This window comes from Streptomyces javensis (assembly GCF_039525925.1).
GTDB lineage: Bacteria > Actinomycetota > Actinomycetes > Streptomycetales > Streptomycetaceae > Streptomyces > Streptomyces asiaticus.
In genome coordinates this window covers 14,894-30,178 of record NZ_BAAAIF010000030.1, presented here as the reverse complement: position 1 = coordinate 30,178, position 15,285 = coordinate 14,894, and the positions used below count along the sequence as shown (strand labels likewise).

The following is a 15,285-nucleotide window of genomic DNA, read 5'->3' as shown; positions in this document are numbered from 1 at the left end:
ACGACGACTGAAAACCCCGAGAGACGAGAGACAGCCATGCCACACACCGAAGTCCCCCAGCAGGTCAGCGGCCACGCCCGCGCACTGGACGGCACCCTCCTCGCCTACCAGCGCCAGGGCACCGGGGCGCCGCTGGTGCTCCTGGCCGGCCAGGCCAACAACCACCACTGGTGGGACGGCATACGGGCGGACTTCCACGCCACCCACTCCACCCTCACCATGGACTGGCGCGGCACCGGGGAGAGCGGAAAGCCCGACCACCCCTACGCGACGCGGGACTTCGCCGACGATGTGATCGCCGTCCTCGACCATCTGGGCATCGAGTCCGCCGATCTGTACGGGACCTCCATGGGCGGACGGGTCGCCCAGTGGGTGGCCGCCCGCCACCCGGAGCGGATCCGGCGGCTCGTCCTCGGCTGCACCTCACCCGGCGGGCCACGGGCGATGGAGCGCGACATGGCGGTACGGCGCTCCCTGGCGCAGGCCGACGCGGCAGCGGCGAGGGAGGCGCTGATCGACCTCATGTACACCCCGGCCTGGCGGTCCGGGCACCCCGGGCCGTATACGACCCTCGGCGATCCCGGCATGCCCCCGCACGCCCGGCGGCGCCATCTGGTGGCGAGCAATGAGCACGACGCCTGGGACGTCCTCCCGCTGATCGGCGCGCCCACGCTGATCCTGCACGGAGCGGACGACCGGCTCACCCCGGCGGCCAACACACCGCTGCTCGCCTCGCGCATTCCCCGGGCACGGACGCACATCTTCGAGGGCGCCCGGCACGGCTACTTCGAGGAGTGCCGGGCGGAGGCCGGGGCGATCGTGTCGTCGTTCCTCACCGACTGACACACTGAGGGGTCGGCGGTGTGCCGGTCCTGGCGTATCGCCGTGGTGGTGCCGCGCGGTGCGATGTGGGCGCGCAGGGACACCACCGTCAGCAGGGCCAGGGCCGTGCCCGCGAGCGGCACGGTGAAGGCGGCGCTCGCGCCGAAGCCGTCCGCCACCTGGCCGCCCGCCGTCACCGCCGCGGCCTGCCCCAGCGCGACCGAGCCGGTCAGCCAGGTGAACGCCTCCGTCCGGGAGGCGGCCGGGACCAGCGCGTCCACCAGGGTGTACCCGGTGATCAGCGCCGGTGCGATACACAGGCCCGCCAGCAGTCCCAGCCCGCCCAGCGGCAGGGCTGAGGACACCGCCCACAGCGTCGAGCAGATCAGCGTCAGCGCGGCGTAGGCGGTCAGCAGCCGCCGGCGCGGGGAGGTGCGCCAGGCGATGGCGCCGCAGGCCACGCCCGCGAGCATGTTGCCCGCCGCGAACACCCCGTACAGCACACCGTTCAGGCCCGGTTGACCGTGCTCCTGGGTGAAGGCGGTCAGGGCGACCTGCATCCCGCCGAACACCGAGCCGATGCCCAGGAAGGCCACGGCCAGGACCCGTACGCCGGGCACGGACAGGGCCGAGGCGTGCGGCTCCCGCGCGTCCGCCCGCGCCGGGCTCGGCGGTGGCGCGGTACGGCGCCGTGCCGCGAAGAGCAGCCCGCCCACCAGTGTCAGCGCGGCCTCCGCGATCAGGCCGGAGGCCGGGTGCACGGCGGTGCTCAGGGCGGTGGCGAGCACCGGGCCGATGACGAACGTGAGCTCGTCCGTCACGGACTCGAACGCGGCCGCGGTCGCCAGCAGCGGATGGCGTCCAGGGCGCGGCCCGGATCCGCCCGGCGCGCCGTCCCCGAGGGCGGTCGCCCAGCGGGCCCGCACCATGGGTCCGACCTGCGGGACGGAGGCGCCCGTGGGCACCGCGGCGGCGATCAGCGCCCACAGTGGCGCGTGGGCCAGTGCGAGCGCCGTCAGCAGGGCCGCGGCCGCCGCGTGGAGCAGCACACCGGGCACCAGGACCGCGCGCTGTCCGTGGCGGTCGGCGAGCTTGCCGCTCTGGGGCGCGCACAGCGCCATGGAGACGCCGGTGACGGCCGCGACCGCACCGGCGACACCGTACGACCCGGTGGTGTGGCGCAACAGGAGCACGATGCTGATCGTCAGCATCGCGAACGGCTGCCGGGCGGCGAACCCGGGCAGCAGGAAGGTCCACGCGCCCGGGGTGCGCAGCAGTTGCCGGTAGCCGACGCGCTGTACGGGGGGAGGGGTGTCGCTGGAGACCGCGGATGCCACGGCCGACGCCTTTCCGCCGCCTGGTAGCGCACCCGGGCCGGCGTGGCGGAGTGCGCCGAGAGCTGTCCTCTCGCGCTGGACCGGGGTAGATACCGGGTCCGCGCCGATCGGAGGGCTTGAAGGACCGCGGCCGCCGAGCGGTCGCGCCAGCTCTGCGTCAGGCAGAGTGGTTCGTTGCTTGCGGGCTCATCGTACAGGGGGAGCCGCCACCTCGCCGGTGGCGGCCTGTCCCGTGCGCGATCAGGTGCCGGGCAGGGGCCGGACGGTGAGGATCTGCTGGGCGTGGCCGACCGGACCGCGCAGGTCGTGCAGCACGGTGCTGGTGATGCCCTGCCCGGTGCCGCCGAAGGTGACCGTGGTGTCCAGCCCGGTCCAGCGGCCCTCGGGCTGCCGGTGGAGGTGGATGGTCAGGTCGACGTTGGGAAACATCCAGGTGGTGGGCGACTGCCGTACGGCGATGCCGTTGGCGGTGTCCACGAGCGCGATGTACGAGGCCAGCGCGGTGCTGGTCTGCCCGGCCACGAGGTCGAGCGGGGTGGAGACCCAGAGGGTCGCGCGGCCGGGCTCGCGCGGTGCGAGCGGACGGGAGTCCAGGGAGGCGATGTAGCCGCCGGGCCACAGCGAGGCCATCGACCAGGGGGCCAGCCGCTCGGGAGGGGTGAGCCGGTCTCCGGGGCCACCGGCCACGGCGGCGGTGTCCACGGCGGCCAGGAGCCAGGCGCGCGCCCGGACCACGGGACGGTCGGCGATGAGCACCACGGCCTCGAGGAGTTCGATGGTGCGGCCGGGCCGGATGGTCTCCACCCGCACCTCGCACTCGTCGAGAGCCAGGCGCCCGAGGATGTCGAAGCTGATCCGGCTGAGCAGCAGCCCGGTGTGCGGACGGGTGGCGAGGTGGCGGTCGATGGCGTGGACGATGAGCCCGCCCAGCGGGCTGAAGTGCTGTTCGTCGGTGCTCCAGGCGCCACTGACATGGGAGGTGGGCTTGTAGCGGTACTCGTCGATCGGCTCGTAGTAACTGTCGGTCGTCAACGGGGGCTTCTCCTCGGGGGGAACATCGCAGACACTTACTCAAGATCCTTGAGTATCTGCTCTTGATCAAGGGTTGCGTCATCCCCTAAGTTGAAATAACAACGGGTGGCATGAACCTGTTCAGCCGCAGTACCTCCCGCCGCGCGATCGCCAGCGCCGCACCGGAGACCCCCACTACTCGGGCGACATCCAGCGCCGTCGCTCTGCCGGACCCCGGCCTCGCGGCTCTCACCGGAGAGTGGATCGTCGACCCGGCGCACAGCCGGATCGGTTTCTCCGTCCGGCACGCCATGGTGAGCACGGTGCGTGGCGCCTTCACGGAGTTCGAGAGCCGACTCTACTTCGACGGCCGTGACCCGCGCCGTTCCCGGGCCGAGGTCCTGCTGTCCACCGCCAGTGTCCAGACCGGTGTCGAGCAGCGCGACGACCACTTGATGGGCCGGGACTTCCTGGACGCCAGATCCTTCCCGCACATCCGGTTCATCAGCACCGCCGTGGAGGTCGCGGGCCCTGATGTCTACCGCATGGTCGGGGAGCTCACGATCAGGGACGTCACCCGCCCCGTCGTCCTGGAGCTCACCTACATCGGACATGTCACGGACCCCTTCGGTTACCAGCGGGCGGGCTTCGACGGCACGACCACCATCAACCGCTCCGAATGGGGGCTGACCTACAACGCCAGGCTGGCCGAGGGCGGCGCCCTGGTGAGTGAGAAGGTCCGGCTCCAGTTCGACATCGCCGCCATCCGCACCGCCCCCACCGCCTGACAAGGGCCCGGACCAGGGTGCCCTCGCGCTGTGCGAGGAGGGCGCTGAGGGGGGGGGCCGGGCGGCGACCGGCAGGGGAACCGGCGCCGTCACATCGGCTTCGCGGCCGAGGTGGTGAGATCCAGATTGTCCTCCACCCACAGACGCAGATTCCGGAGCGGAACGGACGCGCTGTGGCCCAGGGGGGAGAGCTCGTACTCCACATGGAGCGGAACGGCCGGGTAGACGGTCCGCTCCACCAGCCCGGCGTCCTCGAGGCGCCGCAGTGTCTGGGTGAGCACCTTGGGGCTGACCCCCTGAAGCCGGCGCTGTAGCGCGCCGAATCGGAGGGGGCCGTCCTCCAGGGCGCCGATGGCCAGCGCCGACCATTTGTTCGCCAGCAGATCCAGCATGGCGCGGCACGGGCACTGGGCCTCGTACACATCATGATGGGCGTGCTGGCCCGTGTGGCATCGCGTACTCATGGAGGAGACCTTCCGGGCTGCTTCGTACTACCTAAAAGGTAGCAGCGTCCCTTGTGGGTAACCAGGTCCCTGAGGTTAGCGTGCGAGCGCGTTCGGAGAGCGGGCGCGAGAGATACGGATGAGCTCAGGAGGCAACACGTGTCCAGGTCCATGATGCGTGCGGTGGTGCAGGACGCGCCCGGCGGCCCGGAGGTGCTGCGCGTCGCGGAGGTCGCGCGGCCGGAACCGCTGCCCACCGAGGTGCTGGTGCGGGTGCACGCCGCCGGCGTCAACCCGGTCGACTGGAAGACCCGTCAGGGCGGCGGTATGGCGGGCGTGCTGGGCGAGCCGCCGTTCACCCTGGGCTGGGACGTCTCCGGTGTGGTCGAGGAGGTCGGGTTCGGGGTGACCACGCTGGCCCCCGGCGACGAGGTGTACGGGATGCCGTGGTTCCCCCGTCAGGCGGGCGGCTACGCGGAGTTCGTGACGGCCCCCTCCCGTCAGTTCGCCCGTAAGCCCGCCACGTTGAGCCATGAGGCGGCGGCCGCCGTGCCGCTTGCGGCGCTGACGGCCTGGCAGATCCTGGTGGATACCGCAAGGGTGGAGGCCGGTCAGCGGGTTCTGGTGCACGCCGCCGCCGGTGGTGTCGGCCACTTCGCCGTCCAGTTCGCACGCCACCTGGGGGCAACGGTCGTGGGGACCGCCCGGGAGAGCCGCCACGAGTGGCTCGGCCGGCTCGGCGCGGCGGAGCTGATCGACTACACCAGGCAGCGCTTCGAGGACACGGTCGAGAACGTCGATGTGGTGATCGACCTGCTGGGAGAGGAGTACGACGCCACCAGCACCCGTTCCCTGGAGGTGCTCAGGAAGGGGGGACTGCTGGTGGCCGTCCCCAGTGGCGTCAGCCCCGAGCTGCGGGAGGCCGCGGACGCCCGCGCCGTGCGCACCAGCCCCTTCCTCGTCGAGCCGGACGGGGCCGCCCTGACCACCATCGCCGGACTGATCGACCAGGGCGCGGTGGAGGTCGAGGTCGAGGACGTCTTCCCGCTGGAGGAGGCCGCCCGCGCCCACCGCCAGGGGGAGGACGGCCACACCCGCGGCAAGCTGGTGCTCCGCACCGGCGCCTGACCGTTCCCCGACCGATGGCCGACGGCGGATGCCCGACGGCGGATGCCCGAGGCCACTTCGCACCACCCGCACACCAGCCCCAGGAGACGAGCATGTTCTACGAGATCCGCCGCTACCAGACCAGGCCCGGCCGCCGGGAGGAATGGGTCAGCTTCATGGAGGAGGTGGTGATCCCCTTCCAGACGGCGCAGGGGATGAACGTCATCGCCTCGTTCATCGACGAGGAGGACCCGGACGGCTATGTGTGGCTGCGGCGCTTCGCCGACGAGGCGGAGCGGGTCCGGCTCTACGAGGCCGTCTACCAGAGCGAGCGGTGGCAGCAGGAGATCGGCCCCCGGGTCGACGAACTGCTGTTCCGGGAGAAGATCCAGGTCACGCGGGCCGTGCCCACGCCCGCGTCCGGGCTTCGCTGACCGCGACCGGCGCCAGCGACGCGACGGCCGTACGACGGTGACGGCCGCGGCCCCCGTAACCACACGGCCCCGCCCGTAACCACACGGCCGCCCGTAACCACACGGCCCCCGCCCGTAACCACACGGTTCCGGGCGGGGCCCCACGGTTCCGGGCGGGGCCGCGCCATGGTCACCCGGAGGCGGTCCGGACCGGAGCGGGCGCGGCGGCCTCGTCGGCCCCGCCACGGCCACTGCCGCGGCGGATGAAGTAGACGCCGACGGTGGCGAGCAGCGAGGCCGCGGAGAGTGCGTAGAGGCCGCCGTTGGTGCTGCCCGTAGTCTCCTCCAGATAGCCGAAGAGGGTGGGGGAAACGAAGCCGCCGAGGTTGCCGAGGGAGTTGACGACGGCGAGCCCCGCGGCCGTGACCTTGAGGTCGAGCGTGGACTGGGCCAGCGGCCAGAAGAGGTTGGCGGCGCACTTGCTGCCCACGGCGGCCAGGGTGACGGCCGCGAGCCCGAACCACGGGGAGCCCAGGGTGGCGAGGAAGGTTCCGATGGCGGACAGCACCAGCACGATGGCGAGGTAGGGCCGCCGGTCCGGCACCCGGTCGGTGTAGCGGCTCATCGTGTACATCGCGATGACCGCGCAGATCCACGGGATGGCCGTGAGCAGCCCGATCTGGAAGGACGAGAGCCCGCCGATGTCGTCCACCAGGCTCGGCAGCCAGAAGGTGATCGCGTATCCGGTGAGCGCCATGGCGAAGAACACGCCGGTCAGCAGCGCCACCTGGGGGTGGACCACCAGCCGCAGCCTGGACACCTGGGGCTCGCGGCTGCGCGCCTCGCGGTCCCGCTCGACCGCCGTGCTGAGGGCGGCCTTCTCCTCGGCGCTCAGCCAGCGGGCGTCGCTGATCCGTGAGACGAGGAAGAAGGCGGCGACGAGGCCCACGCTGATGGAGATGGCGCCTTCCAGCGCGAACATCCAGCGCCAGCCGGCGAATCCGCCCAGGCCGTGCATTTCCAGCAGCGCGCCGCTGATGGGGCCGGTGACGATGTAGGCGGTGGCGGAACCGCCGAGGAAGATGGCGCTGGCCCGGCCGCGCGCGGAGTCCGGCAGCCAGGTGGTGAGGTAGTACATCACCCCGGGGAAGAACCCCGCCTCCGCGATGCCCAGCAGGAACCGCAGGACGTAGAAGGAGGTGGCCCCGGTCATGAAGCACATGAGCACGGTCACCGCGCCCCAGCTGATCATGATCCGGGTGAGCCAGACGCGCGCGCCGAAGCGCTCCATCAGCATGTTGCTGGGGACTTCGAGCAGGGCGTAGCCGATGAAGAACAGCCCGGCACCGAGCCCGTAGGCCGCGCTCCCGATGCCGATGTCGGCCTTGAGGTCGTCCTGGACGAAGCCGACGTTGGTGCGGTCCATCTGGTTGACCACGAGCATGATGACCAGGATGGGCATCACACGTCGCAGAAACTTGGTCACGGACCGTTGGACGAGCTCCGAGGAGGCGGCCGGTTCGCGGTCGGGGGCGGGGGGATTCACCATGGCGGCTCTCCTCGCTTCGTTCACACACATGAATCCACTGGCAGTGGGGTGCAGACCTTACGATCACCCGTTCCCTCGGTCAATGGCTCCGGAAGCAACAATTCCACGCGGAATCACATGAGTTGTGCCGGGTGTTTTGGCTGCTCATCGGCGGGGCAACCCTTGATAGGGTTCATGGACCTACCATCTGTTCAACCATATGAATGGACGTCGATGTCTGACGGAGCACCCCTGCGCATCACGGATGTCACCCTCACCCCCGTCGCCTTCCGCGACCCGGCCCTGCTCAACTCCGTCGGCGTCCACGAGCCCTTCGCGCTCCGCTCGATCGTGCAGATCCACACCGACGCGGGCCTGACCGGGCTCGGCGAGACCTACGCGGACGAGCTCCATCTGGAGCGCCTGGCGGCCGTCGGACACGAGATCGTCGGGCTGGACGCCTTCGCCACCGAGGAGCTGCACCAGCGCGTCCAGCGGGTCATCGACCGCGTGGGTGGCTCCGGCGGCTCCGGGCTCACCGGCATGATCACCACCAGCAGCACCGTCGACCGCGTCGCCTCCCCGTTCGAGGTGGCGCTCCTGGACATCCAGGGCAAGGCCATCGGCCGCCCGGTCAGCGACCTGCTCGGCGGCGCCGTGCGGTCCGCCGTCCCGTTCAGCGCGTACCTCTTCTACAAGTGGGCCGCCCACCCCGGCCAGGAGCCGGACGAGTGGGGCGAGGCCCTCGACCCCGACGCCATCGTGGCCCAGGCCCGCCGGATGGTGGACGACTACGGCTTCACCGCGATCAAGCTCAAGGGCGGCGTCCGGCCCCCCGAGGAGGAGATCGAGGCGATCCGGGCGCTGCGCGGCGCCTTCCCCGGCCATCCGCTGCGCCTGGACCCCAATGCCGTCTGGACGACGGAGACCTCGGTGAAGGTCGGACGCGCGCTCGAGGGCGTCCTGGAGTATCTGGAGGACCCCACCCCCGGGATCGACGGCATGGCCGCGGTCGCCCGCGAGGTCCCCATGCCGCTGGCCACCAACATGTGCGTGGTCGCCTTCGACGAGCTGGCCCCCGCGGTGGCCGCCGACGCCGTCCAGGTCGTCCTCTCCGACCACCACTACTGGGGCGGGCTGCGCCGCTCCAAGCTGCTCTCCGGCATCTGCGACACCTTCGGCATGGGCCTGTCCATGCACTCCAACTCGCACCTGGGCATCAGCCTGGCCGCGATGACCCACCTCGCCGCGGCCACTCCGAACCTCACCTACGCCTGCGACACCCACTGGCCGTGGAAGACCGAGGACGTGATCGTGGACGGCGCGCTGACCTTCGTGGACGGCGCGGTGCCCGTGCCGGGCGCCCCCGGCCTCGGTGTGGAGCTGGACCCCGACGCCCTGGCGCGCCTGCATGAGCAGTACGTCCGATGCGGACTGCGCAACCGCGATGACACCGGGTACATGCGGCGCTTCGACCCGTCCTTCCAGGCGGACCTCGCCCGCTGGTAGCCCGCCGCCACCGCGGCTCACCTCCCGCGATACCTCGATTGAAGGAGGCCGGCCCCGGTCACCTGGTGTACCCGGATTTCGGCTAAGCGTACGAAGCTCCAGGCCAGGGCCTCTTCTTAGCCTCTGAGGGACGGAAGAGACGCCGAACCCCGGAAGTGCTGAGTCTTGTCTGCTACTGCTGCTCGCGTACGGATCACCCCTGATCGGACCGACCGCCGCCGCCGGCGCATGGTGGGCGCGGCGGTCGCGGCCGGACTGACCCTCGGCGCCCTGGCCGCACCCGCGGCGAGCGCCGCGGACCACCACGCGCGGCACGCCGCCGGGACGGCCGCTCCCAAGGCCGACACCGGCTCGCCGGTGCGGGTGAACCAGGTCGGCTATCTGACCCACGGCCCCAAGAAGGGCACCGTCGTCACGCCCGCCACCAAGCCGCTGACCTGGACGCTCCGGGCCGCCGACGGCACCGAGCGGGCGAGCGGCACCACCACCCCCGCGGGCGTCGACCCCAGCTCCCGGCAACACGTCCAGACCTTCGACTTCAGCAAGGTCACGGACGCGGGCCAGGGGTACACCGTCACCATCGACGGGAAGAAGAGCGAGCCGTTCGCCATCGGCGACCACCTCTACGACTCACTGCGGAGCGACGCGCTCGCGTACTTCTACCACAACCGCAGCGGCATCAAGATCGACAAGGATCTGGTGGGCTCCAAGTACGCCCGTCCCGCGGGCCATGACAAGGCGGCCCCGCACCGGGGCGACACCGACGTCCCGTGCGTCAAGGGCGTGTGCGACTACCGCCGGAATGTCGCCGGTGGCTGGTACGACGCCGGTGACCAGGGCAAGTACGTCGTCAACGGCGGTATCTCGGTGGCCCAGCTGATGTCCGCGTACGAGCGCACCCGCACCACCAAGGGCGTCGACGCCGCGTCGCTGGGCGATGGCAGGCTCCGGGTGCCCGAGCGTGGTAACGGCGTCCCGGACATCCTGGACGAGGCCCGCTGGGAGATGGACTTCCTCCTGCGCATGCAGGTGCCGAAGGGCAAGCCGCTCGCCGGTATGGCGTTCCACAAGGTGCACGACAAGCACTGGACCGGGTTCCCGACCCGGCCGGACCAGGACCACCAGCAACGCGAGCTGCACAAGCCGTCCACCGCGGCCACGCTCAACCTGGCGGCGTCCGCCGCGCAGAGCGCCCGGCTGTTCAAGTCCTACGACCCGGAGTTCGCCGCGCGCTGTCTGCACGCGGCCCGGGCCGCCTGGGACGCGGCCAAGGCACATCCGAAGATCTACGCCAGCGACAAGGACTCCACGGGCGGCGGTGCCTACGGCGACCGCTACGTCGGCGACGAGTTCTACTGGGCCGCGGCCGAGCTGTTCATCACCACCGGCGACCACGGCTACGCCAAGGCGGTGCTCGACTCGCCGCTCCACCGCGACGTGGGCGCGCTCTTCCCGCGCGGCGGCGGCATGTCGTGGGCCCAGGTCGCGGGCCTCGGCGCGCTGGACCTGGCCACCGTCCCCAACAAGCTCACCCCGAAGCAGCGCGCCGAGGTGCGCGCGATGGTGACGAAGGCCGCCGACCGCTACGCCGCCGACTCCGCGAAGTCGGCCTACGGCGTGCCGTACGCGCCGAAGGACGGCAAGTACGAGTGGGGCTCCAACAGCCAAGTGCTGAACAACATGATCGTGCTCGCCACCGCACACGACCTGACGGGCAAGGACCGTTACCTCGACGCGGTGCTCCGCGGCATGGACTACCTGCTGGGCGGCAATCCGCTCAACCAGTCCTATGTCACCGGCCACGGCGAACGGGACTCGCACAACCAGCACCACCGCTTCTGGGCCCACCAGCGCGACCACCGGCTGCCGCATCCGGCGCCCGGCTCGCTGGCGGGCGGCCCGAACTCCGGGCTCCAGGACCCGGTGGCCAAGAAGAAGCTGAAGGGCTGCGCCCCGGCGATGTGCTACACCGACAGCCTGATGGCGTTCTCCACCAACGAGATCACCATCAACTGGAACGCCCCGCTGGCCTGGATCGCCTCGTACGTCGACGGTCTGGGAGGCGGCACGGCGGAGCAGTCGGTGCGCTGACCCGGCCCGGCCGTCACACGCCGCCGCCCCACCCGCGCTCGGGCGCGGGTGGGGCGGCGGACCAGGCAGGCGGGGAGGTCAGTCGGCACCGAACTCCATCGCGGCGCGGTCGAGCAGCTGGTCCTGCCCGGACACATGCCCGTCCGAGGCGATCGCCTCGGAGGCGCCCTGCGGCATCGCGCCGATCAGCCCGGTGGAGGCCGCCTGCGCGGCGCCGATCAGCGCCGGATGCGAGCTGCCGACCATGCCGAGACCGGCGTACTGCTCCAGCTTGGCGCGCGAGTCGGCGATGTCGAGGTTGCGCATGGTCAGCTGGCCGATCCGGTCCACGGGACCGAAGGCGGCGTCCTCGGTCCGCTCCATGGAGAGCTTGTCCGGGTGGTAGCTGAACGCCGGTCCGGAGGTGTCCAGGATGGAGTAGTCCTCACCGCGCCGCAGCCGCAGGGTCACCTCGCCGGTGATCGCCGCGCCGACCCAGCGCTGGAGCGACTCGCGCACCATCAGCGCCTGCGGGTCCAGCCAGCGGCCCTCGTACATCAGCCGGCCGAGGCGGCGCCCCTCGGTGTGGTAGGTGGCGACGGTGTCCTCGTTGTGGATCGCGTTGACCAGCCGCTCGTAGGCCGCGTGCAGCAGCGCCATGCCCGGTGCCTCGTAGATGCCCCGGCTCTTGGCCTCGATGACGCGGTTCTCGATCTGGTCGGACATGCCCATGCCGTGGCGTCCGCCGATGGCGTTGGCCTCCAGCACCAGATCGACCGCGGAGGCGAACTCCTTGCCGTTGATCGTCACCGGGCGGCCCTGCTCGAAGCCGATCGTGACGTCCTCGGCCGCTATCTCGACCGACGGGTCCCAGAACCGCACGCCCATGATCGGCTGGACGATCTCGATACCGGTGTCGAGGTGCTCGAGCGACTTGGCCTCGTGGGTCGCGCCCCAGATGTTGGCGTCGGTGGAGTACGCCTTCTCCGCGCTGTCCCGGTAGGGCAGGTCATGGGCGAGCAGCCACTCCGACATCTCCTTGCGGCCGCCGAGCTCGCTGACGAAATCGGCGTCCAGCCACGGCTTGTAGATCCGCAGGGAGGGGTTGGCCAGCAGGCCGTAGCGGTAGAACCGCTCGATGTCATTGCCCTTGAAGGTGGAGCCGTCGCCCCAGATCTGCACATCGTCCTCGAGCATGGCGCGCACCAGCAGGGTGCCGGTGACCGCCCGCCCGAGCGGGGTGGTGTTGAAGTAGCTGCGGCCGCCGGAGCGGATGTGGAACGCCCCGCAGGCGAGGGCCGCGAGCCCCTCCTCCACCAGGGCCGCCCGGCAGTCCACCAGACGGGCGACCTCCGCGCCGTACGTCGTGGCGCGCCCGGGGACCGAGGCGATGTCGGGCTCGTCGTACTGGCCGATGTCGGCGGTGTAGGTGCAGGGCACCGCGCCCTTGTCGCGCATCCACGCGACCGCTACCGAGGTGTCGAGGCCGCCGGAGAAGGCGATCCCGACGCGTTCGCCGACAGGGAGGGAGGTGAGAACTTTGGACACAGCAGGAGTATGCAGGGTTACGCATGATCATGCAAGCGCCCCTGGTGATGACCTTGATCCACACCTCGCTCCCCGGCGCGAAGATGGGGTCACGAGGAGGTCAGATACGCCTCCACCTCACTGACCTGGGCCGCCGGCCAGCCGGTGTTGCCGGTGACGTTGAGCCTCAGGTAGCGCACATTGGCGCTGTCGGGCAGGGCGACGGTCACCTTGTTGCCGGACGCCGGGTCGAAGCGGTAGCCCTGCGAGCCCACCACCGTCGTGTACGAGGAGCCGTCGGCGCTGCCCAGCACGGACAGCGTCTGGGTGCGGGCGCCCCACGCCGCTGACGGCGGCAGCTTCAGCACCAGCCGGCGGACCGCCTGGCTGGAGCCGAGGTCCACCGTCAGGGCCTGCGGAAAGGCGTTGTTGGTCGACTCCCAGTAGGTGTTCGCGTCGCCGTCGACCGCCTTGCCGGGGGTGTAGACGTCCCAAGAGCCGGTCGCGGTGGCCGGGCGGCCCTTGGCGAGGTTGCGGCCCGGCTCGGGGTCCGGGTTGCCCTGGCCGGGCCGGGGCCAGCTGGAGCAGTCGGACCAGGTGCTGCTCCAGCCGGAGTTGCCGCCGCCGTCGGTGAGGTCGAAGGTGCCGGAGCCGGTCGGGTAGGGGCAGTTGTAGACGCCCGCCGCGCCGACGCTGGAGGCCGTGACATCGCTGAACTTCGCCGCCCCGGCCGTCGGGCACGCTGTAGGCCACGTTCACCGCGTTGGCGGCGCGTGGCGCGGTGAACTCCACGCGCTGCCCGGCGGCGAGGCGGACGGCCTGCCGCCCGGACGCCTCGGAGGCGAGCGTGCCCTGGGTGAAGTCGGGGCCGATCTTCGTCCCCGTGGTGGTGGCCGACTCGGCCTCGGCCGAGGTGAACGGCAGGGAGGCGCCCGCGGCCGCGTGTGCCGCCGTGGGGGTCAGGGTGACGAGCGTGCCGGCCGCGAGGGCGACGGCCACGCCGATCGCCGACAGGCGTTTGGCGGATGCCGATGCGGTACTGCTGCGGTGCATGTGCTGATCCCTTCGTGGTGGGGGTGGTGGGATAGCGCGGTGCGGGGGGTGGCGGCTCAGCGGAGCAGCCAGGCCGCCGTGTCCCGCGGAAGGCGGCCCCGGGCGTCCAGCGGGCCGCTGCTGAGCAGAAGCCGGGAGGTGCCGTCCAGCTCGGCGGGGGTGTCCGCGAGGTTGACCACGCAGACCAGACCGTCGTCACGGGCGAAGGACAGGACGCCGTCGGCCGAGGGGAGCCAGGTCAGCGGCCCGTCGCCGAAGCCGGGGGTGGCGCGGCGGATGCGGATCGCCGCGCGGTAGAGGGCGAGCATCGAGCCCGGGTCCTCCGTCTGCGCATCGGCCGCGTACTCCGCCCAGTGCGCGGGCTGCGGCAGCCATGGCTCCTCGCGCGAGCCGAAACCGGCGTACGGCGCCTGGGCCGCCCACGGCAGCGGCACCCGGCAGCCGTCCCGGCCCGGGTCGGTGCCGCCGGAGCGGAAGTGCATCGGGTCCTGGATGCGGTCGCGGGGGATGTCGGCCTCGGGCAGGCCCAGTTCCTCGCCCTGGTAGACATAGACCGCACCGGGCAGGGCCAGTGACAGCAGGGCGGCGGCCCGTGCCCGCCGGGTGCCGAGGGCGAGGTCGGTGGGGGTGCCGAAGACCTTGGTGGCGAAGTCGAAACCGGTGTCCTCGCGCCCGTAGCGGGTCACCGTCCGGGTCACATCGTGGTTGCACAGCACCCACGTGGCCGGAGCCCCCACCGGAGCGTGTTCGGCGAGCGTCTCGTCGATCGACGTCCGCAGCCGCCGGGCGTCCCAGGGGCAGGCCAGAAACGAGAAGTTGAAGGCGGTGTGCAGCTCGTCGGGGCGCAGATAGCGGGCGAAGCGCTCGCTGTCCGGCAGCCACACCTCGCCGACGAAGACACCGCCGTACTCGTCGGCCACGCCGCGCCAGGAGCGGTAGATGTCATGGAGTTCATCGCGGTCGACGTACGGATGGGGATCGCGGCCCTCGACGAAGTCGGGCAGCCGGGGATCCTTGACCAGCAGGGCGGCCGAGTCGATGCGCACCCCCGCCACACCCCGCTCGAACCAGAAGCGCAGGATCTCCTCGTGCTCCTGGCGCACGGCCGGGTGGGCCCAGTTGAGGTCCGGCTGCTCGGGGGCGAACAGATGCAGATACCAGTGGCCGTCCGGCAGCCGGGTCCACGCCGGGCCGCCGAACTCCGACGTCCAGTCGTTGGGCGGCAGTTCACCGTGGTCGCCGCGGCCCGGGCGGATGTGGAAGAGCTCGCGCTCGGCGCCGCCCGCGAGGGCGGCCCGCCACCAGGGGTGCTGGTCCGAGACATGGTTCGGCACGATGTCCACGATCGTGCGGATGCCCAGCTCACGGGCCTCGGCGATGAGCTTCTCCGCCTCGGCCAGGGTGCCGAAGGCCGGATCGATGGCGCGGTAGTCGGCGACGTCATAGCCGCCGTCCTTCATGGGCGACTGGTACCAGGGGCTGAACCACAGCGCGTCGACGCCGAGTTCGGCGAGGTACGGCAGCCTGGCGCGGACACCCGCGAGGTCGCCGGTGCCATCGCCGTCCCCGTCGGCGAAGCTGCGCACATACACCTGGTAGATGACGGCGGAGCGCCACCAGTCGTTCGGCGTCCGGGCAGGGGTGGGCTGGGCCACGGTGGGAGCCTTTCTGTCGAGG

General features: G+C 71.5%; 12 protein-coding genes and 3 pseudogenes. 7 read left to right on the top strand and 8 right to left on the bottom strand.

Features of this window, described 5'->3' with window-relative positions; translation table 11 throughout:
- Positions 1-36: 36 nt before the first annotated feature.
- Positions 37-843, top strand: a complete 807-nt coding sequence (locus tag ABD329_RS25190; RefSeq protein ID WP_198278384.1) for an alpha/beta fold hydrolase — start codon at positions 37-39, stop codon at positions 841-843.
- Here ABD329_RS25190 and ABD329_RS25185 read toward each other — a convergent pair.
- Positions 844-2,159: pseudogene (locus ABD329_RS25185) on the bottom strand (MFS transporter); the annotation flags it as partial.
- Between the two features lie 240 nt (positions 2,160-2,399).
- A complete protein-coding gene (locus ABD329_RS25180; RefSeq protein ID WP_198278385.1) occupies positions 2,400-3,191 on the bottom strand; it encodes a thioesterase family protein in 792 nt (263 codons plus the stop codon).
- A gap of 110 nt (positions 3,192-3,301) precedes the next feature.
- Between ABD329_RS25180 and ABD329_RS25175 the strand changes: the two genes are divergently transcribed.
- A complete protein-coding gene (locus ABD329_RS25175; protein ID WP_198278386.1) occupies positions 3,302-3,958 on the top strand; it encodes a YceI family protein in 657 nt (218 codons plus the stop codon).
- Positions 3,959-4,047: 89 nt separating this feature from the next.
- Here ABD329_RS25175 and ABD329_RS25170 read toward each other — a convergent pair whose 3' ends face one another.
- Positions 4,048-4,422, bottom strand: coding sequence for a winged helix-turn-helix transcriptional regulator (locus tag ABD329_RS25170; protein ID WP_198279784.1), 375 nt, complete (start codon positions 4,420-4,422; stop codon positions 4,048-4,050).
- 138 nt (positions 4,423-4,560) lie between these two features.
- Here ABD329_RS25170 and ABD329_RS25165 point away from each other — a divergent pair, with 138 nt between their 5' ends.
- Positions 4,561-5,529 carry an NADP-dependent oxidoreductase gene (locus ABD329_RS25165; protein ID WP_425574379.1) on the top strand — a complete coding sequence of 323 codons (969 nt, stop codon included), beginning with the start codon at positions 4,561-4,563 and terminating at the stop codon, positions 5,527-5,529.
- A gap of 92 nt (positions 5,530-5,621) precedes the next feature.
- Positions 5,622-5,942, top strand: a complete 321-nt coding sequence (locus ABD329_RS25160) for an NIPSNAP family protein (protein ID WP_198279783.1) — start codon at positions 5,622-5,624, stop codon at positions 5,940-5,942.
- 169 nt (positions 5,943-6,111) lie between these two features.
- Here the strand turns inward: ABD329_RS25160 and ABD329_RS25155 are convergent, their stop codons facing one another.
- Complete coding sequence (locus ABD329_RS25155; RefSeq protein ID WP_198279782.1) at positions 6,112-7,470, bottom strand: MFS transporter; 1,359 nt, start codon at positions 7,468-7,470, stop codon at positions 6,112-6,114.
- A 213-nt stretch (positions 7,471-7,683) separates the two neighbouring features.
- Between ABD329_RS25155 and ABD329_RS25150 the strand changes: the two genes are divergently transcribed.
- A complete protein-coding gene (locus ABD329_RS25150; protein WP_198279781.1) occupies positions 7,684-8,958 on the top strand; it encodes a glucarate dehydratase family protein in 1,275 nt (424 codons plus the stop codon).
- A gap of 228 nt (positions 8,959-9,186) precedes the next feature.
- Complete coding sequence (locus tag ABD329_RS25145) at positions 9,187-11,049, top strand: glycoside hydrolase family 9 protein (RefSeq protein WP_198279785.1); 1,863 nt, start codon at positions 9,187-9,189, stop codon at positions 11,047-11,049.
- Positions 11,050-11,127: 78 nt separating this feature from the next.
- Here ABD329_RS25145 and argG read toward each other — a convergent pair whose 3' ends face one another.
- The 3 genes and pseudogenes from argG to ABD329_RS48285 all read right to left on the bottom strand — a co-directional run.
- On the bottom strand, positions 11,128-12,576 hold the full coding sequence (gene argG, locus ABD329_RS25140) for an argininosuccinate synthase (RefSeq protein WP_198279780.1): 1,449 nt from the start codon (positions 12,574-12,576) through the stop codon (positions 11,128-11,130).
- Between the two features lie 89 nt (positions 12,577-12,665).
- Positions 12,666-13,283: pseudogene (locus tag ABD329_RS25135) on the bottom strand (discoidin domain-containing protein); the annotation flags it as partial.
- A gap of 46 nt (positions 13,284-13,329) precedes the next feature.
- Positions 13,330-13,428: pseudogene (locus ABD329_RS48285) on the bottom strand (hypothetical protein); the annotation flags it as partial.
- Between ABD329_RS48285 and ABD329_RS25130 the strand changes: the two are divergent.
- Entirely contained in the window at positions 13,403-13,615 is a 213-nt protein-coding gene (locus ABD329_RS25130) for a hypothetical protein (RefSeq protein ID WP_246618833.1), read from the top strand. The pseudogene ABD329_RS48285 and the gene ABD329_RS25130 sit on opposite strands and share 26 nt — an antisense overlap.
- Before the next feature lie 49 nt (positions 13,616-13,664).
- Here ABD329_RS25130 and ABD329_RS25125 read toward each other — a convergent pair whose 3' ends face one another.
- Positions 13,665-15,263, bottom strand: coding sequence for a glycoside hydrolase family 13 protein (locus tag ABD329_RS25125; RefSeq protein ID WP_198277930.1), 1,599 nt, complete (start codon positions 15,261-15,263; stop codon positions 13,665-13,667).
- Between the last annotated feature and the right edge of the window lie 22 nt (positions 15,264-15,285).